Below are 17,805 nucleotides of genomic sequence, written 5' to 3' on the forward strand. Positions count from 1 at the left end.
AATTGGCTAACAATCATGTTAACTCTCATCAATCCGACCAGTTCCGAAAAAAAGACAATCGGCGAACCCCCGTATCGAGGGCTCGCCGATTACTTTACCCGTATATTCAAAAGCTCGTTTAGGGATTAGTTATTCCCCTTAAATTTGTCCAGCTTGTCACCAAAACGTTCAGCAAGCGTAAAGCTAAGGCCTTCGTTGCTAAGGGAAACGTTAGGGTTGTTCAGAACTTCTTTAGGAGCTCTGTCTCTGCTATTGCTGCGTTCAGGTCTAGCAGATGGAGCTGGAGCTTCTTCAGTTTCTTTGATGCTCAGGCTAACACGTTTCTCGGATGGATTGAAGTCCAGAACTTTCACTTGAACTTCTTGTCCTTCTTTCAATACTTCGTGTGGAGTAGCGATGTGTTTGTGGGAGATTTGTGAGATATGCACAAGACCTTCCACACCCGGAAGCAATTCTACGAATGCTCCGAAGTTCACAAGACGTTTTACAACGCCTGTTACAACATCACCGATGTTGATTTCGCCAGCAGCAGAGTCCCAAGGACCTGGAGCAGCAGCTTTGATGCTCAGGCTGATTTTTCCTTTTTCAGGATCAACCTTCAATACTTTAACACGTACTTTATCACCTTCAGATACTACATCAGAAGGTTTCTCTACGTGACTCCAAGCGATTTCAGATACGTGTACAAGACCGTCAACTCCGCCCACATCAACAAATGCGCCGAATTGAGTCAGACGTTGTACTGTACCTTCGATGATTTGGCCTTCAGATAGTTCAGCCATAATTTTCAGCTTGTTAGCTTCGAATTCTTCTTCAAGAACTTCTTTAGCAGACAAGATTACTTTGCTGTTCTCACGGTCAAGTTCTTTCACTTTAACGCGCAAGGTACGGCCTTTGTAATCGCTGAAATCTTCAACGAAGTGACGCTCTACCATGGAAGCTGGGATAAATCCGCGAGCTCCAACATCAGCTACGAGGCCGCCTTTAACAACGTCAGCCACAGTAACTTCGAAAGCTTCTTGGGAAGCGAAGTATTTCTCAAGATCTTCCCATGATTTTTCACTATCAACAGCACGTTTGGAAAGAACAAGGCTTTCCTTGTTGTCGTTGATGCTGACAACTTTACATTCTACTTCCTGTCCAACTTCTACTGCTGCAGCAGCGTTGTCCAGTTGTACTGCGGACAATTCGCGAATTGGAATCACACCGTCGTATTTATATCCAATGCTTACATAAGCTTGGTTATCTTCGATTTTGACGATTGTTCCTTTCACGGTATCGCCTTTTTTCAGAGAAATGATTTCCAAGTCAGCTTGGTTAGTCACTTCTTCTTCGTTAACGGCAGCAACTTCTTCTACAGCTCCGTTATTTTCTGTCACAGCGGAATCCACCGCTTCTACGGATTCATTCTTTTCCGCAGCTTCCTGATTTTTAATTTCTTCAGACATGTGATTAGCCTCCTCGATTCAAAACCCCATTTATTTAAACCTGCGTATAGCAGAGTTCAAAACAAGCAATGCATAATATTTCACTTACACTTGATGATAGTATGTTCCAAAAAATAGCGGCTATGCCGTTATTTAATCAAAACATTGAGCAAAATTTGTTGTTCTGCTCATCCCTTAACTAGCACTTGGTTTACCTGTCTCTTTCATCTCACGGATGCGATCCATAATGACATCGGTAACAGCCTCGAGAGATTCGCTCCCCGCACCGGCAAATTGACTAAGGTCTACAGGAGCACCATAGACAACGACCATGCGTCGAAAGGGTTTATACTGGCCGATAATAGCCGCTGGAATAACTGCTGCGCCACTTCGAAGTGCAAAGCTAGCAGCACCCTTCTTGGCCACTCCGGCATCAGAGTTACGCGTACCCTCCGGGAAGATACCCATGACATTACCATTACGAAGTGTGTTAAGGGCCGTTTTTATGGATTCTTTGCTTACGCCGCCACGTTTCACCGGAAAAGCACCCAATTTATTAATGAGCCAGCCAAGCACCGGAACCTCAAACAGTTCAGCCTTAGCCATATACTTTACCTGACGGTCCAGCTTAATTCCAATAGTCATTGGATCAAGCAGACTAATGTGGTTAGCGCAGAGCAGTACCCCGCCCTCCTTTGGCACATTTTCTTTCCCCACAATCTTAAGTGGGAAAAGGATTGCGTAAATCAAGCGAAGCAATCCAACACAAATTGCATAAATCATAAATGATTTCTCTCCCCGTCAACATGAGATCTACAGTGGGATACAATGGCCTCCACAACTTGATCGATATTCATTAAGGTCGTATCCAGAAGAATAGCATCCTCTGCACGGCGCAGCGGTGAAATCTCCCGTCCTTCATCCAGACGGTCCCGCTTTGCAATATCGTGTTCAAGCTGCTGAAGCGTCACCGATTCCGCGTCTCTCAGTTCCTTATAACGACGGAGAGCTCGTTCTTCCACACTTGCCGTCATAAAAATCTTTACCTCGGCATCCGGCAGCACGGTTGTACCGATATCGCGGCCATCCATTACCACGCCTTTGCGAAGCGCCATCTGACGCTGCAATTGACTCAGTCTGGATCTTACATCCTCGATCTTCGCATACTGCGACACAAGGCCGCTAACCTGAAGGCTCCGAATATGTGGGGTCACGTCTTCCCCATTAATCAGCACCTTCTGAATGTCTCGTTCCGGAATAAGTTCAATCACCATGTCGCGAACCTTCTCGTTCACTCGATGCTGATCTTCCGGTTCAATGCCTTCTTGGATCATATACCAGGTGATTGCCCGGTACATTGCACCAGTATCGACATAGATATAAGACAACTTCTGGGCTACCAATCGGGCTACAGTGCTTTTGCCTGCCCCGGCAGGTCCGTCGATGGCGACGTTTATTCTGTCATAAGTATGTGTACCCTGCCTATCCAACGGGGCATTCCTCCTCAAACACTCTTTCATAAAAAAAGCATCTAGCGTTACGAAAACTATTCCTGCAATATCAAGGAGCACACATAAATTGTTATGCTTGATGATATTATCAAGAAAAAAGCAGGCATTGCCTGCGACTTATAAAATTATACCACAGTTTATACTTCAGTGCAAAATCAGACAGCTTAATAGAGCTGTAAAAAATGCTTATCTGTTGCGGAAATCAAACTGACGTTCGAAGCAATAACGGATAATTTTCTGGCGTTCCAAATCTGAAATAGCGACAAATTTCAACATCGCTAAAAGCCGTCCATTCTCTAGCTTTTTAATGCGCACTACTTCACCTTCAAAATTGACATGCTCCGTGCTTCCGTTTCGATAAGGCACCAATACCCAGCAGGACAATTTATTACCAACCTCCAGCTTAACCTGGTTATCCACCAAAAAGGAGATTCCTCCACCACCAATATCATCTGTACGAACTAGGAACCGTTTGCCAAGGCTATCCTTCACAGCAAGCTCTAGATCTGCATTCACTCGGAAAAAGCTTCTTCTCTGGATCTTAAAAATCGAATCTGTCTCCGGCTTTTGAATCCGGACCATACGAATTACATCTTCTTTAAAGCCCAGTACATAAGTATTAAAGTAATTTTTGATGCCACCCTCAGTTAAAAAATAAACCGAAAGCTCGTCCCCCATAAAGAGCCTTTTTAGACGACCATTGCTCTCCTGCATAGGAATTTCAATCAGGAATGCGTCTTCTTCCGTCTCTGCAATTCTTGATCTATATTCAACTTCTGCTTCAGCAGCGTCACTGGAAGCAACCTGTATGTATAGATATTCGTTAATTTTAGGATACAAAGATGTCACCGCCACATCAGTTTAGTAATTATCACTACCCCTGATTATAGCATGGGAATATCAGCCAGTCAGATATATTTTATAGATATTGCAAAAAAAAGGGACGCACCCAACTGCTGGATGCGCCCTCCCTTTATTTTGCCTCAGACCCCGAAGAAGGTCTGATTTCTTCCACAGACTCTTCAATGCCATCCTCGGCGTTAATGTAAATACGATACTTTGAGCCATTGACCCCTCCACCGAACTCGTAAGTCAAGACCTCGACGGAATCATCATTTTTAATCCAGGACAAGCGATTGTATTGTTCCTTGAAATCAGAATTCAGAAATTTTCTCGCCTCTGCAAGGGTAAGCTTTGGTTTTGGAAGCTTCCGGTTGTCCTTGTGCTCATTGACGTATTCGCTGGCCTCAAAACCGATGGTATCACCTGTATCCAGCCCCATACGAATGGTCATCTTTTCAGGATAAATCAATACATCATTCTGTTTGGTTACAAAGGTCAAATTCCCGATATTATCGTAACGATCAGCGCTGACTGCAGTCATATGGGGATATCCTTTTTTCTCAAGAAACTGCTCTGCTTTGGTAACGGCTCCTTTAATAGAAACTTTGGCAGGGCCAACCTCACGGTTGTCATAATAAGAGATCAGCAACCCGCCATTTTTGGTGAAATCCATACTAATGGTGTGCTTCTTATTCGAAGCGCTAACAGTTGCTGTATAGGATGGCCATTCAGTGTTCTTCCCATTTTCTTTAACATCCACTTTAGCATTGGAGCCCGCATCCGCGAACTTCAACGCCTTACGTTTGATGTCTTCGGCAGTCACGGGGGTACCTCCGAGCATTTTGACGGAACGTTTATCGTAGATGCTTGCTACTGAAGGTCCCCAGTCTAGCTCAGGGTATGCCCCTACACGTTTATCCACCGTTTTGAAGCCGTCAATAATCGTGTTGTCCTCCGCTTTATTTTCTGTCGCCAACGCCGTTTCAACATCCATCCAGCGCAGCCGATTGCCAATGACTTTATTTTGTACCTCTTGCAAATCCTTAGAGATTTCTCCTGAGTTCTTGTACAATGCTTTTAGATTGCTCAGTTCTCCATCTGTCAGAGGTTTTTTAGTGAAGTCACGAATCCCGGCTTTATAAGAAAAGTTGGAGATTTTGGACAGAAACTCCTCTGTTTTGCTAAATGGCAGCAAGGTCAGCGGCAGCTGGTTAATCTCATTTTGGGCCTCACTAGTCATCCGCCACACATTCACAAGTCCTTTGCGGTGCATCCCATTAGAAGCAGAGTTAACCGCAAGCGTATTTCCAAGCTCACCATGAAGACGGTCCACATGATAGGACAAATCATGAAAGGCGCGTTGATATTGGTTCTCCGCCTTAATTAGTATTGAATTCTTCTCCTGATTCTCCTGATAACCCCACACAAGCGCACCAATCAGCAGCAGCGCGGTCAGCGGGAACATTACAGCACTTAATCTTTTGTACATAGGGCTACAAGACTCCTTTCGATAGCTTATTGGCGTTAGTTTGACAATAAACTAGGAGTCTTATGCACTGAAGTTGCTACACAATGTGACTATAACGTCCGCTCAAGCTCTCTCTTCAATCTCAAAGCCACTGCTATTACTGCAAAGGCATTGTTTAAAGCCGGTTTGAATGACACCATGCTCTTTAATCCCTCTTAATATGTAGGTCTCACCGCACTGTTTGCAAACGATACGTACTTTTATACGCAAAAAAAGACACCTCTCTCCTCTCTGGAATTCCTTACTAGGAACTGCCCTTCGAATATAAGTGTGTCCATCTCGATTATAGGTTAACCTCTTCTTCACGTTTCAGAAAGCGGAAAGGAGAACGGCTGTTGGCCCTAGCAACCTTTCCCATACCTCCATACCATAGGATAGCCATCAGAGGCACAATAAACCATATCCAATAGTTGGCTGTCGTACTCAAAATAAAGTCATATATCCCATGCCACATCCATGGCAACAGGAGAGAAAACACCAGAATTCTGCGGGTATGAACTCCTTTTGAGAACTTCGCCCTTCCCATATGGTAGCCCATGATCACACCAAACATAGCGTGTCCAGAAACCGGAAGAAGTGCTCTTAGAAACATTGATCCGATAGAAGCGTTGCTATACCAAGCGTACATTACATTTTCTATTGTTGCGAAGCCGAGCGAAATCGCCACAGCGTATAGTATCCCATCATATGGCTCGTCAAATTCGGTATGATTGTAAATCATATGGTACAGCACAAACCACTTTAGACATTCTTCCACGCCAGCGGATATGAGAAACGACTCCACGTAGGGACCACCATTTAGTCCCAGCATCAGCCCTCTCTGAATGATCATTACTGGAAACACAATCAGAAGGCCGAGCAAGAATACTTTAATGACTACATGAAGCGGTTCTTGATCATACTTGTCTTTCAGATAAAAAAAGGTCAACAGAGCAAGTCCCGGCGCTACTGCCGACGTAATGACCGATAACACGAGCACCGAATAACCTCCCTACACCCCTAAACCCTATTACTGCCGTTACACAGCAAGGTAGATGATAACTTTGATACAAGAATGACCGACATATCACCAACAACAAGACTAGGGCTGATCGGCCTAAACAATGGTCATCAGCCCCTAGTCTTGCCTAATTACTCCTGACGCTTAAAATGAGTGCACAATAACTGGACCGCATTCTCCGGCATCACTGTTTTCCCGTATTCATCGAGAACAGCTTCTGTGACCGGTGAGGAATCTCCAAACTCAGCAAGTACGCCAACAAGACCTGACAACGCCGTTTCTTCAAATTCCTTTGGATCGAAATACAGATACCATTTATTGTTATAAGAATACAGTTTCCCCTGGGAAGTAATATTACCGATGAGCACATGAGCCGCTTCAACCAGAACCTCGAAATCGCGGAATGCATATACAATGGAGTCGCTTTGTTCAAGAGTAACTTCCATTTCATAAATCTCTTCTGGCAATTCTTCTTCCCCGGACGCACCGTACTGATGGTGATCATATTTTCCTCGGGTCACTATAACGACCATGCCTTGCGCGGGCAATGCGAAAACTTCTACGGCAAGCGGACCCGTGGCATCAAAACCTAGTTCACTATATGCTTGATCCATCATCTCCGTAAACAGGTCATGAACCTTAGGAACTTCCTGCCACATGTCTTCCTTCTGGATGCCCCGCTCGCTCAGGTCGTCAAAAGTGAGGAAAATCCGTATCTTATCTTGACTTAATCGCTCTATTCTCATGACAGGATCCTCCTTTTGCAAGCTCATTTATTATAATGTATGATGAGTCCCGAGTAATGAGCCAAAAATGGTTACTATGTAAGTATGTTATCATTTTGCCGAGATAAATGCACGTAAATAAATATATAAAATCCTCTCTATTGAATAAACCATTTTCAAGGCCCTGAATAATAAAAAAGAATCATTCTGCGGAATATTTCATCCCCAAAATGATTCTGATGGAGTCCTTTACGGTTACAATCCCGGTATGGTTGTATGCGTTTCTTTAAGAATCTGCTCTACTTCGCTCTTTACTTCAGGATTGCTGCGAATGAATTCCTTTAACAATTTAAGATTGGATTCCTTCGACTTCACTGGTGATTCAGTCTTATGCTCAGAGGTTGCGCTGCTTGAACCGTTACTTTGAGCATTACTGCTTGAAACAGCAGTGTTACCAAAACCAGTCGTGGCCATACCGATTATTTTTTCTTTTGCTTTATCTGCAGCCCCACTCATGGAACCACCCGATTGCCCTAGCGAAGACATTAAAGAATTCCGCTTTTTGGACATAATCATACTGGCTGCGGCGCCCATCAGCACCCCGCATAAAAATGACGAAGTATTCATATTTCCAGCCTCCTTGTATGGTAAAATCATGTTTAGTGTTCGCGGAAAGATTCCGGCTCATACAACCTAATAACAAGAAAGCGAGTTGAAAAAAGTGGGTAAAATGACATCAGTGCTCCTATTGGCTACCTTGCTGCTTACAGCCTGTGGCAACAGCGGTGCAAATGGAAATACAGCCAAGGAAACAAACACCACAAACAATCCGCCCACGGCGGCAGCTACACAAAGCGCAGAAACTACGGCGCCAGCACCTGAAGCAACAGCCAGTCCTACCCCTGAAGCAACAGCAGATGGAGGTACTACAGGAAATAGTACAGCCAGTAAGGGTGAAGCATCCGCTGAAATTCCACTGCTGTACCATATGAACAAAAATTACGACATCGTTCCTAATGAGGAAGCTACAAATAAAAAAGTGGTTCTGCTCACTTTTGACGACGGTCCTAAAGATGCTGCAATGATTAACCCTTTGATGGATGTTCTGGACAAACATCAAGCTAAAGCCATCTTTTTCGTAAATGGTTATCGTGTTAAGGAGCATCCTGAGCTTCTGGAGTTAATACATAACCGCGGTGGAATTATCGGCAACCACAGCTGGGATCATATTGTATTGAAAGACAAGTCCTATACTGAGGTTAAAAAGCAAATCGAAGATGTTCAAAATATTGTCAAAGAAACATTAGGAGAAGCTCCTCACTTTTTCCGTCCGCCACATGGTGCCGGCGGGGATGTTGGCAAGAAGGTCGCGGCTGAGAATGGAATGTTGTACATGACCTGGTCTGTAGGCTCACTTGACTGGGAAATGAAAGAAAAGGAAACGGGTAAGACAGAAAAATTGATCAGTAATGTTACCGATCAGCTGCATTCCGGCAGTAATATCCTGATGCATGAGCTACCATGGACCGTTGAGGGACTGGATACCTTGCTCACTACACTTGAGGGTAAAGGCTACAGCTTTGTTGATCCGCGCAGCATTGAGCTAAAAATGCGTTGATCTTCTCATCTTTACATGTCCGATAGTTGCTTCGTCAGTGCAATTGTTTTCGAATCAAACGAAAAATAGAAGGGGGTTCCAAAAGCCATTTGCATGGCTTTGGAACCCCCTTTTTACGCTACCAGTTTTTCTTACTGGAAAGAGTAAGCACTATTGGGTTGATTTACGCAGTGTCAGCACATGCATTTCAGCAGGACTGCCCCAGCGAAGTGGCAGATGTGCTGTTCCAAACCCTCTGCTGATCAGCAGCAGGGCATTTTTTGCGGAACCGTCCCCTCTTGGCCAACTAAACTTTCCAGCGTCATATTTATGATAGAAATGCTCTACATGTCTTTGACCCACAAATGGAAGGATCACCTGCCCCCCATGCGTATGACCTGCCAGAATCAGGTCCGCTGGCACACTCTGGCGCTTCGATAACCAAAGCGGATCATGTACAAGAATAATACGACACGTGTCTTCAGCAGAAGGGGTTGTGGTTAATTGCGGAAAAGGACCGTATGGAGTTTTGCCCCCATTTTTCGGAAAATCAATTCCGGTTAACCAAAGTTTAGCTCCCTCACGTTCAAAAGCCACATTTTCATCCATTAACAGTTTTGCACCACTGTCCTGAATAATCTCATCTACCCTTGATATATTAGCCCGATAATCATGATTTCCATGCACTACATAGGTAGATGCAATAGAAGTAACTAGAGTCATATTATCGACAAGACGATTTAAAGGACTATCTTTTTCCGTTAGATCTCCTCCCAGAAAAACAACATCTACCCCACCCTTTAATGGTGTCAGAAGCGCGGAAGGAAGGCGGCGGCGATGGATATCTGTTATAAACAAGATACGAAATCCATCAAACTCTTCAGGTAGCGAATCTAGCATTATTTCCTCGGTAATAATTCTGTTTCTAAAAGCATTAATCACCATAATTATGACAACGGCCGCAGCTATCAATAAAATGACCAAAGCCATTCCCCATGCCCATGTGCTCACCATAATGTGCTCAGCGGAGGCGCTCCTTCAATTCCCCACCAAAGCAGCCCGATTAGCAAAATAACAAAGGTAAAAATCAAAGAATTTACAAACATCTTGCTTAAACGAACTTTTTCTGAAGAATAAGTATCTGAACGAGAAGGAACAGATTCTTCGTCCTTCTCTTTACTTCCTGTGGAAGAGCGCTTTGCAGAACCTGCTGGGCGGCGAGCTTTTCTTGATAAAGTTGCTGTAGAAACCCGAGCGGTAGCATTTTTCTTTATAGGAGTAGACTTCTTTTCAGGAGTAGCCTTTTTTACAGCCTCCGAAGTCCGCTTCTCTTTTTTACTTTTGCCAGGATGTTTGCTTTCACTTTTGTGTTGTTTTTGTCGAGACTTTACCCGGCTTAATTCCTCACTCATGATTCCCTCCTATAGCGGATCACCAGACCTGAGATCAGGTCGATGAAGAAGTGACATAGTATAGGAGCCCAGAGGCTGCCCGATTGAATGTAAATATATCCAAGACCATAACTGCTTAAGAATACCCAGCCGGTAGGTACAAAGTGACGTAAATAACGGACATGAATAAGAGCAAATACTATACTCGTCCAATAAGGGCCAATGGAATATTGGATGGCTCCGCGGAATAAGAGCTCCTCACATACCGATACAATTGCTGCTATGACGATAATATGCCACACAGGGCGATTTCGAAATAAAAGGTCGTTTATTCCACCATCATCCATGCTCTCCTCAGGGACAATATGTGTCAATAAATAGTCAACAATTAGCATTGCAGCAGCAAGACCAAGGCCCCATGCCACAAAATGTACTTTTTCTGGAATAATTAATAGCTGAAAAGGATTTCTTTTCTGAAATAATATCCATATCAAACCGATAATTAATGTGAGCCCCTGAGTGATATAGAGATTGAGCAGCAGAAGACGGTCTGTCAACTGGCCTGGTTCTACCTTTTTAACCTTAATCTCGCCAAATTTGAATTTTTTCATCGTGACCTGCCTGTTCTTTATTTTTTTCGGGCCGCTCCGAGAGAGAAACCGTCCATAGTGTTGCTATCAATACATAATACATAGGATAATCCCCCCCAGAAAAAGGAGCATTTATTATGAGCAAACGTAAGTCCCGCAATCAAATGTTATACACGCTAGTTTTTTTGTTTTTCTTAGTTTGCGCCTTCGCCGCATTTTTTACTGGCGTCAAGGTTGGCGCAGACAAAACTGAAGCCAAATATGACAATCAATCAAGCATGAATGGATTAGTAGAATTCACGGGCTCGTATCAACAGCAGGATCTTGTTACTTTCTATCATAACGTATTTTTGCCCTATCGGGAATTCAAGCGGAATTGGAACATTCAAGTAGATAAGTTAGCGCGCAGCACAGATGCTCGTATGAATGCGGCAGTAATGAAGAATCTAAGTATTCTAGCAGACCAGCAATATGAAAGAGTTAATCAAGATTCAATTTTCACTAACTCTCCTCTATTACATCAGTCACAGGTCAATGTACTCAAAAGCTTAACTTTATTTTCTAAGGCCTCCGGCAAAGTCTCTACTAGTGCCTCTGGTGCAGAGACAGCCAAGTTATTGAAAAATGATGAATTTACAACCGGCGCCGTGAAGTACGGTCTGTTAGCACAAAAGAACTTCTATGATTCTATGCTAAAATGGGGCTCTAAGACAAACCAGAAAATACCTTCTGCACCTGGCGAACTAAAAACGATGTCTTTCATCCAGTGGAAAAAAATGCCGCTTCTTTTGAAGAATGCTTCTATCGCTGACATGATGCTGAATCGCGGAATTTTTGCAGGTTATGATCCTCAGGACATCACTGCTAAAATAGACGATATGATTTACTCAGGCACTGCAAGCTCATTAAATCTTTCGGATATCCAGTCCTCAGTAACCTTGTTGATTTCTACAGGTGCTGTGCAGGAACAGGATTTTGTAAAATGGCGGGAACAGTATTATAACAGGGAGACACTTCCACAGCTTCCGTTCTTTTTTGAATAGAACCAGTTATTGAATCATAACGAAAAATGAAGTTCACTTCAAGAAACGCTGCTTGCAAAGCCTATTGACACAACTTGCATACCGTGTTACATTATGAAAAAAATTAATCATTCAAAACCGATGATGGAACAAAGATCCTGGAAGTCTTCAGAGAGCCGGTGGTTGGTGCAAACCGGTGACGAACAGCTATCTTTAGCGCTCCTGAGATATTGTATCGAACCTTAAAGTAGGTACAATCGGATCAACTCCGTTAACAGTGTGGCCTATGCAGGCCAATGAGGCTGCTTCTTCCAAGTTGCAGTGAATTAGGGTGGTACCACGAAGATAACTCTCGTCCCTTACTACGGCAGTAGTATGGGGTTGGGAGTTTTTTTAATTCCCTAATCCCCCATAAATACTACCTTATGCCCAAAGTTACCGATTTCGCGGTACTCTTGCACGCTGTTTCTTTTGTGCGACACCGCGTTGATCTACTATTATTACATGTTTTTCTCTACTAGTTCGTGAACCTTCTGGTATTGTGGACTGCCCATCAGGGCGTCCTCGACATATAAAGCTTTTCAACTTTAAGGGGGATAAGAAACCATGTTTAAAGTATTAGTATCGGATCCAATCAGTGATTTGGGCATTCAGCAATTGATGGACGCAACAGATGTAGTTGTAGACAAAAAAACAGGTCTCAGTGAAGATGAGCTCGTTGCAATCATCGGTGAATATGATGGTCTACTCGTCCGCAGTCAAACTACAGTAACTGAAAAAATTATCGAAGCTGGAAAAAACTTAAAGGTCATTGGTCGTGCAGGTGTGGGTGTAGATAATATCAAGCTGGAAGCTGCTACTCAACGTGGGGTTGTTGTTATCAACGCTCCTGATGGAAATACCATTACAACTTGTGAGCATGCTTTTGCAATGATGATGGCTTTGGCCCGTCACATTCCACAAGCTTACGCAAAAACAATTGGTGGAACCTGGGATAGAAAAACCTTCGTGGGTGTAGAACTTCGCGGCAAAACTTTAGGTGTACTGGGAATGGGCAGAATCGGTAGCGAAGTGGCAAAACGTGCCAAAGCTTTCGGCATGGAAATCCTTGCTTTTGATCCTTTCTTAACTGCTGAGCGTGCTGAGAAACTGGAAGTAAAATTAGCTTCCGTTGACGATGTAGTCCGCGGAGCAGACTTCATTACTGTGCACACTCCACTTACTCCGGAAACACGCCATATGATTTCCCGCCCGCAATTTGAAGTGATGAAAAAGGGAATGCGCATCATCAACTGTGCCCGTGGTGGTGTAATTGATGAAATGGCGTTAGTAGAAGCTATTGATAGCGGTATTGTTGCTGGCGCTGCATTTGACGTATTCGAAAAAGAACCGCCACAAGCAGATCACCCATTCTTGTCGCATCCAAAAATTATCGTGACTCCTCACTTGGGCGCTTCTACAATTGAAGCTCAGGAGAATGTAGCGATCGATGTATCGGAACAAGTACTGCATATTCTGCGTAATGAACCGTTCATCAATGCTGTAAATATTCCTCCAGTTGCTCCAAGCGTAATGAACAAACTCCAGCCTTACTTCACACTTGGTGAGAAGCTGGGCAGCTTTGTTACCCAGATTACAGATAGTGCTATTCGTGAAATCCATGTTGAGTATGCGGGTGATCTGTCAGATGTCGATACCCAACCACTTACCCGCTATATTGTGAAAGGCGTGCTCTCCCGCCACTTCGCTGAGGATGTTAACATCGTTAACTCCATGCACTTGGCAAAAACACGCGACGTTAATGTAGTAATAACTAAAGCTTCCAAAACTAAAGGCTTCACTAATCTGATTACCGTGACCCTTAAAACAGATCACGACCAAGAACGTCTCGTAGCCGGAACATTGCTGCAAGGTTATGGAGAAAGAATTGTTCAAGTGAACAAGTTCCCGGTTGATATCGCTCCTGAAGGACATCAAATTGTAGTATCCCATAACGACAAACCAGGGATTATCGGACTTGTGGGCACATTGCTGGGCGAAAATGATGTCAATATCGCTTCCATGCAAGTGGGACGTAAAATCGTTGGTGGCGAAGCAATCATGCTGCTGACCGTTGATAAAGCTGTACCTACTCATGTGCTTGTGAAGCTTGCTGGCCTGCCAGAAATCAACACTGCCGAAGAAATCATTCTTCTGTAAGCAATACGATAGAAATCAAACAACAGAGCAGCGATCCTCCCCTTTTAGGAGTTTCGCTGCTTTTGTTGTTGATCGTCGACCTGTTTCGGCTTCATTTACAACACCGAATCGAGTTCCCTCGTGGAGGCTTACGGACACCCTTGAGGTTACGGACCCAGATGACCCTATATGCAATAATTTCGCCTTTGAAGCAGGGTTTCGGACTCTAGTGCCACTATTCCTCAAAAAGGAGCTAAATCAGGTGTTTTGCCTATCAATAGCGTCTCTGGGGACCGATAGCGTTCTAAATATACGAAAATGCTGCATTATAGATCAGCTGTGTCCTATACTGCTTCATACGCACATATGGGATCAAACAGATCAAGTTTGCTGTTTAGACTAAGAATGCGGGAACAGTCCGACCATCGATGTCTGTAAATCCATACTTTTCAGCCAGCTTAGCAACCTGCTGCGGTTGTCCGGTTATAGACATAACCTTAGGATCGGCTGCTAGAGCAGCGGCTGCTCTACCGATATAGGTTGTGGATTCAGTCATCTGCAATTCTTCAACCTCATGCCAATGCTCCTCATCCGTGTTCATGCTCTCCAACACCGCCTCTGTCCTCATCCAGCCCGGAGTAAGCGGAATAACTGCAATGTTGTCCTCTTTAAGCTCATTCGATAACCCGTAGGCCATACGCACAAGTGTATTTTTAGAAAGATCATAATAGAAATTTCCTAGATATTTGTAATGATCCCAAAAGGTTGTGTGGATGATTAGACCGCCAGCTTTTGCCTCACGCATTAATGGTATTGCATAATAATTTGTTATCAACTGTGCCCTCACACCCGCATTAAACATATTGTCCCAATGCGCTGTAGGAAGCTCCCAGAAAGACTTCTGCTCAATAGGTAAATCGTTGCCGCCCCATACATTATTGACTATAATATCAAGCTTTCCTTGCTCTGAAGCAATCTGGCGAATGACCGCCTCTGTCTCCTGATCTTTTGTATGATCACATCGTATGGCGCTGCCGGACCCTCCCTCCGCTTTTATTTCCCTAAGTACGTTATCAATGCTCCGCTTGCTATGCTCTATGCCAGAAGCCTCTGTCGTTCTGCCCGTAATATAAACGAATGCACCTTTCCTTGCCAGCTCCAATGCAATTCCTCTACCAGCACCTCTGCTGCCTCCGGTGACCAATGCTACTTTTCCTTTTAAAGTCATGTTCTCAATCCTTTCTACACTTGTTTTTCTCTAAATGTTCTGTATTTAATCCTTACCTTATATAAGTATAATTCTTTAATATGACACCAACTGACATATATAATATAATAATTAATTAAGAACTAACTAACATTTATTAGGAGGAGGAATGTTCCCTTAATGAGAGCCGATCGTTTGTTATCCATCTTACTTTTGCTGCAAAATCGTGGAAAGATGACGTCCCGTGAGCTAGCCCAGACCTTAGAAGTGTCTGAACGAACTGTGTTTAGAGATATGGAAGCCTTATGTACAGCGGGAATACCGATTCTTGCCGAACGGGGACGCGAAGGAGGTTGGATGCTCACAGAAGGATACCGGACCTCCTTAACGGGTATGAAGCCCTCAGAAATTGCTACTCTGCTGCTGTCCGCAGACTCCTCAATCTTAAAAGATCTGGGTATACAAAACGACTTCTCTTCTGCCGTGCTTAAGCTGGAGGCTGCTTCCCCATCCAGGCCGAATAATCCAGCCAGTTACCTGAGCCAACGCATTCATATAGATGGTGCCAGCTGGCACCCTTCCGACGAGACATATCCGTTCCTATCTGTCCTGCAGGAAGCTGTTTGGGAAGACCGTAAAGTGAAGATCACTTACCCACGGAATGACGAGATGAAGGAGCGTTTCATTGAACCTCTCGGGTTAGTCGCAAAACGTGGAGTTTGGTATGTAGTGGCACGAACCGAGGGTGAAATGCGGACTTTTCGCGTGTCGAGATTAATACAAGCTGACGCAACTTATGAATCATTTGTCAGACCTGAGGCTTTTGATTTAAAAAGCTACTGGGAACAATCGACTTTAGCTTTTAAAGCAGCACTGCCAAAATATGTAGTGAACTTAAAGGTGAATGAGTCTATTCTTAAAGAATTACAGCGTGAAAGATATGTAACTATAACTTTAGTAGAACCCTCTGCTAATACTGGGTGGATGAACGTGGAGGCCGAGTTTAATGCTATAGAATCTGCCTGTCGTATCGTACTCTCTTTCTCTCCTTCAGTTATTGTTTTAGCTCCTATCGAACTAGTAGGGATGGTAAAGTCTGCTATTAAAACAATTTCCACAATATATGAGGAATTTTGACATGAATTCTAAATATCTACTACTTAAAGAAGATTTATGACACTTCTCTATAGACCAATGACCTATAAATCCCCTATAATAACACCATTACATAAAATTTAATAAGGGGGACATTTTACCAATGAGCTGGATGCACAAACTTCCGTTAAAACAAAGAATTGTTGCCGGATGTTACCTCGTTGCCGCACTGTTTGCTATTCCTGTCTTAGTTACGTTAATGATTCTAGGTCAATTTCTCGTAGGAATTATACTAGTAGTTGTTCTTGCAGGTCTGACTTTACCTGTTGCTCGCTTCGTGGAGAGAACGCTTACATCATCTTTTGATGATATTGCTAATGTATCTCACAGTATTTCGAAGGGCGATTTCACTAGCAGAGCGGACGAAAATGGCTCAATGGGTGACGTAAGCCGCTCCTTTAACACAATGATTGATAAGCTCAAGAAGATTCTGACCGATGCATCGCAGATCACCCGTCAAGTTATGGATGCAAGCCGCGGAATCGAAGATAAGAACCAGAACCTGAAAATTGTCATGGCACAAGTAGCCTCTTCTTCTACTGAGCTCGCTCTTGGTGCAAATGAAATATCTACGGATATCGCTGATATGACAGAATCCATTAAAGACATTGAGACCAAAGTATCCAATTATACGAACTCCACCAAAGAAATGAACAGACGTTCAATACATACCTTAGAACTTGTTGAGCAAGGGCGCCAATCCGTAGATACACAGGCTGAAGGCATGCGTAAAAACATAGAGGCTACACAAAAAGTGGCTGATACTATTGAAGCTCTCTCACAAAATGCCCGCGGGATTACGATGATCACCAAGACCATCACAGAGATCGCTGAGCAGACCAACCTGCTGTCACTGAATGCCTCCATCGAAGCTGCTCGTGCCGGAGAGCATGGTCGGGGTTTTGCCGTTGTAGCTCAAGAGGTCCGCAAGCTTGCTGAAGAATCTACGGCATCCACAAAAGAAGTATTCGGCTTGGTCCGCAGCATTGAGTCAGATATTAAACAAGCCATCGATAATATTGCCATCAATGAAGAGGTTGTGCAGGTTCAGAATGAAATGATCACTCAATCTGCCCATATTTTCGCACAAATTGTACAAAGCGTGCAGTACATTACCGAGCAAATCTCTTCATTCTCTGCGGAGAGTGATCTTATGCTAGAAAGTGCCTTGAAAATTTCCAGTGCAATTGAGAATATCTCAGCAATCACCGAAGAAACTGCTGCTGGCACGGAAGAGGTATCGGCGGCTATGAATGAACAGATTAATGCCCTGCAGTCTGTTGCAGAAGAAACGGAAAAAATGACCCAGGCCGTATTTAATCTGCAAAAAACCATTCATATCTTTAAATTCTAGTTCAAAACTATCAACTGCCACCTAAGCTGAGTCTTAGGTGGCAGTTTTTTTCGCGAGGCAAAACTTCATCTCTTGGACAAGACTTTCGTCAAATTTCGAGTTTTTTTAGCGGATTATGTTGACAAAAATTAATGAGGAATATATTGTAAAGGAAAATTATTCTTATCAACTATAAATTAATATTGGCAAAATCCTCGAAAGAGGATGACGCAAAACCATGGATCTACAGCCTCATTTTTTCGTTTGAGGCCATGATTGCCAGGTTGCAGAGGAACCA

At 43.6% G+C, this 17,805-nt stretch carries 17 protein-coding genes, 1 riboswitch and 1 other annotated feature; of the genes, 5 read left to right on the top strand and 12 right to left on the bottom strand.

Features of this window, described 5'->3' with window-relative positions; genetic code table 11:
- Positions 1–125: 125 nt before the first annotated feature.
- From rpsA to NST40_RS21655, 8 genes are all read right to left on the bottom strand, one after another.
- Positions 126–1,448, bottom strand: a complete 1,323-nt coding sequence (gene rpsA / locus NST40_RS21620) for a 30S ribosomal protein S1 (protein ID WP_170914203.1) — start codon at positions 1,446–1,448, stop codon at positions 126–128.
- Between the two features lie 174 nt (positions 1,449–1,622).
- Positions 1,623–2,210, bottom strand: coding sequence for a lysophospholipid acyltransferase family protein (locus tag NST40_RS21625; protein WP_036676211.1), 588 nt, complete (start codon positions 2,208–2,210; stop codon positions 1,623–1,625).
- Positions 2,207–2,917 carry a (d)CMP kinase gene (cmk, locus tag NST40_RS21630; protein WP_254848699.1) on the bottom strand — a complete coding sequence of 237 codons (711 nt, stop codon included), beginning with the start codon at positions 2,915–2,917 and terminating at the stop codon, positions 2,207–2,209. The genes NST40_RS21625 and cmk overlap by 4 nt, the downstream gene beginning before the upstream one ends.
- Before the next feature lie 207 nt (positions 2,918–3,124).
- Complete coding sequence (locus tag NST40_RS21635) at positions 3,125–3,778, bottom strand: flagellar brake domain-containing protein (RefSeq protein WP_036676209.1); 654 nt, start codon at positions 3,776–3,778, stop codon at positions 3,125–3,127.
- A gap of 133 nt (positions 3,779–3,911) precedes the next feature.
- Entirely contained in the window at positions 3,912–5,270 is a 1,359-nt protein-coding gene (gene ypeB / locus NST40_RS21640; RefSeq protein WP_339244221.1) for a germination protein YpeB, read from the bottom strand.
- 322 nt (positions 5,271–5,592) lie between these two features.
- Positions 5,593–6,288, bottom strand: coding sequence for a glutamic-type intramembrane protease PrsW (gene prsW, locus NST40_RS21645; RefSeq protein ID WP_076134692.1), 696 nt, complete (start codon positions 6,286–6,288; stop codon positions 5,593–5,595).
- Positions 6,289–6,440: 152 nt separating this feature from the next.
- On the bottom strand, positions 6,441–7,055 hold the full coding sequence (locus NST40_RS21650; protein ID WP_036676203.1) for a genetic competence negative regulator: 615 nt from the start codon (positions 7,053–7,055) through the stop codon (positions 6,441–6,443).
- Positions 7,056–7,289: 234 nt separating this feature from the next.
- On the bottom strand, positions 7,290–7,661 hold the full coding sequence (locus NST40_RS21655; RefSeq protein ID WP_076141316.1) for a hypothetical protein: 372 nt from the start codon (positions 7,659–7,661) through the stop codon (positions 7,290–7,292).
- A gap of 94 nt (positions 7,662–7,755) precedes the next feature.
- On the opposite strand from NST40_RS21655, the gene NST40_RS21660 reads away from it, so the two are divergent.
- Positions 7,756–8,652: a polysaccharide deacetylase family protein gene (locus tag NST40_RS21660; protein ID WP_076192320.1), complete on the top strand. Its 897-nt coding sequence runs from the start codon at positions 7,756–7,758 to the stop codon at positions 8,650–8,652.
- Between the two features lie 150 nt (positions 8,653–8,802).
- On the opposite strand, the gene NST40_RS21665 is transcribed toward NST40_RS21660, so the two are convergent.
- From NST40_RS21665 to NST40_RS21675, 3 genes are read right to left on the bottom strand one after another with little or no spacing between them, the layout of a single operon-like run.
- Positions 8,803–9,621: a metallophosphoesterase gene (locus NST40_RS21665; RefSeq protein ID WP_076276732.1), complete on the bottom strand. Its 819-nt coding sequence runs from the start codon at positions 9,619–9,621 to the stop codon at positions 8,803–8,805.
- A 17-nt stretch (positions 9,622–9,638) separates the two neighbouring features.
- The gene (locus tag NST40_RS21670) at positions 9,639–10,043 is read right to left on the bottom strand and encodes a hypothetical protein (protein ID WP_076184021.1); all 405 of its coding nucleotides are present in this window, start codon (positions 10,041–10,043) and stop codon (positions 9,639–9,641) included.
- Positions 10,040–10,633 carry a CPBP family intramembrane glutamic endopeptidase gene (locus NST40_RS21675; RefSeq protein ID WP_036676197.1) on the bottom strand — a complete coding sequence of 198 codons (594 nt, stop codon included), beginning with the start codon at positions 10,631–10,633 and terminating at the stop codon, positions 10,040–10,042. Before NST40_RS21675 ends, NST40_RS21670 begins: the two co-directional genes overlap by 4 nt.
- 116 nt (positions 10,634–10,749) lie before the next feature.
- On the opposite strand from NST40_RS21675, the gene NST40_RS21680 reads away from it, so the two are divergent.
- Positions 10,750–11,655: a hypothetical protein gene (locus tag NST40_RS21680; RefSeq protein ID WP_076127483.1), complete on the top strand. Its 906-nt coding sequence runs from the start codon at positions 10,750–10,752 to the stop codon at positions 11,653–11,655.
- A 111-nt stretch (positions 11,656–11,766) separates the two neighbouring features.
- Positions 11,767–11,997: a binding site (T-box leader), on the top strand.
- A gap of 243 nt (positions 11,998–12,240) precedes the next feature.
- Positions 12,241–13,833, top strand: a complete 1,593-nt coding sequence (gene serA, locus NST40_RS21685) for a phosphoglycerate dehydrogenase (RefSeq protein ID WP_036676193.1) — start codon at positions 12,241–12,243, stop codon at positions 13,831–13,833.
- 373 nt (positions 13,834–14,206) lie between these two features.
- Here the strand turns inward: serA and NST40_RS21690 are convergent, their stop codons facing one another.
- Entirely contained in the window at positions 14,207–15,040 is an 834-nt protein-coding gene (locus NST40_RS21690; RefSeq protein ID WP_076276707.1) for an SDR family NAD(P)-dependent oxidoreductase, read from the bottom strand.
- Between the two features lie 159 nt (positions 15,041–15,199).
- Here NST40_RS21690 and NST40_RS21695 point away from each other — a divergent pair, with 159 nt between their 5' ends.
- Together NST40_RS21695 and NST40_RS21700 are read left to right on the top strand one after the other, a co-directional pair.
- On the top strand, positions 15,200–16,156 hold the full coding sequence (locus tag NST40_RS21695) for a YafY family protein (protein WP_076127480.1): 957 nt from the start codon (positions 15,200–15,202) through the stop codon (positions 16,154–16,156).
- A gap of 121 nt (positions 16,157–16,277) precedes the next feature.
- On the top strand, positions 16,278–17,528 hold the full coding sequence (locus tag NST40_RS21700) for a HAMP domain-containing methyl-accepting chemotaxis protein (protein ID WP_036676188.1): 1,251 nt from the start codon (positions 16,278–16,280) through the stop codon (positions 17,526–17,528).
- Between the two features lie 174 nt (positions 17,529–17,702).
- A riboswitch (cyclic di-GMP riboswitch) is annotated at positions 17,703–17,799 on the top strand.
- Positions 17,800–17,805: the final 6 nt, after the last annotated feature.

Source organism: Paenibacillus sp. FSL R10-2778, assembly GCF_038593035.1.
Lineage (GTDB): Bacteria > Bacillota > Bacilli > Paenibacillales > Paenibacillaceae > Paenibacillus_AQ > Paenibacillus_AQ odorifer.

Excerpts from the sequence above, each read along its gene's own strand:
- NST40_RS21625 (WP_036676211.1), bottom strand. The coding sequence starts at position 2,210 with ATGATTTATGCAATTTGTGTTGGATTGCTTCGCTTGATTTACGCAATC.
- NST40_RS21700 (WP_036676188.1), top strand. The coding sequence starts at position 16,278 with ATGAGCTGGATGCACAAACTTCCGTTAAAACAAAGAATTGTTGCCGGA.
- NST40_RS21670 (WP_076184021.1), bottom strand. The coding sequence starts at position 10,043 with ATGAGTGAGGAATTAAGCCGGGTAAAGTCTCGACAAAAACAACACAAA.
- NST40_RS21665 (WP_076276732.1), bottom strand. The coding sequence starts at position 9,621 with ATGGCTTTGGTCATTTTATTGATAGCTGCGGCCGTTGTCATAATTATG.
- NST40_RS21650 (WP_036676203.1), bottom strand. The coding sequence starts at position 7,055 with ATGAGAATAGAGCGATTAAGTCAAGATAAGATACGGATTTTCCTCACT.
- serA (WP_036676193.1), top strand. The coding sequence starts at position 12,241 with ATGTTTAAAGTATTAGTATCGGATCCAATCAGTGATTTGGGCATTCAG.
- NST40_RS21675 (WP_036676197.1), bottom strand. The coding sequence starts at position 10,633 with ATGAAAAAATTCAAATTTGGCGAGATTAAGGTTAAAAAGGTAGAACCA.
- NST40_RS21655 (WP_076141316.1), bottom strand. The coding sequence starts at position 7,661 with ATGAATACTTCGTCATTTTTATGCGGGGTGCTGATGGGCGCCGCAGCC.
- ypeB (WP_339244221.1), bottom strand. The coding sequence starts at position 5,270 with ATGTACAAAAGATTAAGTGCTGTAATGTTCCCGCTGACCGCGCTGCTG.
- NST40_RS21690 (WP_076276707.1), bottom strand. The coding sequence starts at position 15,040 with ATGACTTTAAAAGGAAAAGTAGCATTGGTCACCGGAGGCAGCAGAGGT.
- NST40_RS21680 (WP_076127483.1), top strand. The coding sequence starts at position 10,750 with ATGAGCAAACGTAAGTCCCGCAATCAAATGTTATACACGCTAGTTTTT.
- rpsA (WP_170914203.1), bottom strand. The coding sequence starts at position 1,448 with ATGTCTGAAGAAATTAAAAATCAGGAAGCTGCGGAAAAGAATGAATCC.
- NST40_RS21695 (WP_076127480.1), top strand. The coding sequence starts at position 15,200 with ATGAGAGCCGATCGTTTGTTATCCATCTTACTTTTGCTGCAAAATCGT.